Annotated in this window: 1 protein-coding gene; it reads right to left on the bottom strand. The window is 47.8% G+C overall.

Features of this window, described 5'->3' with window-relative positions:
• Positions 1-743: IS110-like element IS5075 family transposase (locus ACNQ0T_RS23150; protein ID WP_049127100.1), on the bottom strand; the 743-nt coding region annotated here is incomplete at its 3' end.
• Positions 744-811: the final 68 nt, after the last annotated feature.

The following is an 811-nucleotide window of genomic DNA, read 5'->3' as shown; positions in this document are numbered from 1 at the left end:
AGCCCTGTTGCCGCCGCAAAGTCACGGCTGCTGGCGTACTGCTTCCCGTCGCCAATCTCAGTTGAAATAGTACTGGCAGTCAGCGTTCCAACGCAGGGAATACTCAGCAAGCGCTGTCCAACCTCATCTTCGTCCAACTTTCGTTTCAACTGAGATTCCAGATCTTTAATCTGCTCAACAAGATAGTGATAATGCTGTTGTAATTTCAGCAGTAACTGGCTGAGATAAAGAGGCAAACTACTGTCCTCAAGAAGGGTACTCAGTCGACTAATAACGGCAGCACCTCGCGGAACGCTGATACCAAATTCCAGCAGAAAAGCATGCATCTGATTAGTTGTTTTCACCTTATCCTGAACCAGGGATTCACGGACACGATGCAGAGCTCGCATTGCCTGCTGAGATTCGGTTCTGGGCTGCACGAAACGCATAGATGGACGTGATGCTGCTTCACAGATAGCTTCAGCATCAACGAAGTCATTTTTGTTGCTTTTAACGAATGGGCGGACAAATTGCGGTGATATCAGCTTTGGAAAATGCCCTAACTCTGCCAGCTTGCGTGCCATAAAGTGAGAACCGCCACAGGCTTCCATCGCGATGGTTGTTGCTGGGCATGTCGCCAGAAATTCGATTAGCTTTGGTCGGGTGAATTTTTTACGGTAAACGGCCTTCCCACGATGATCCTGACAATGAATATGGAAAGAGTTCTTACCCAGATCGATACCAATAAGCGCAATGTTTTCCATGATGGTTCTCCGAATGAAAGCCTGTCCTCAGCATAGTACTGGGAAGGAGGGAGTGACCATCTCATTAA

The organism is Enterobacter cloacae complex sp.6700776, from assembly GCF_048284255.1.
Lineage (GTDB): Bacteria > Pseudomonadota > Gammaproteobacteria > Enterobacterales > Enterobacteriaceae > Enterobacter > Enterobacter intestinihominis.
The sequence above is the reverse complement of the archived record's forward strand: the minus strand, read 5'-3'. Positions and strand labels throughout refer to the sequence as shown.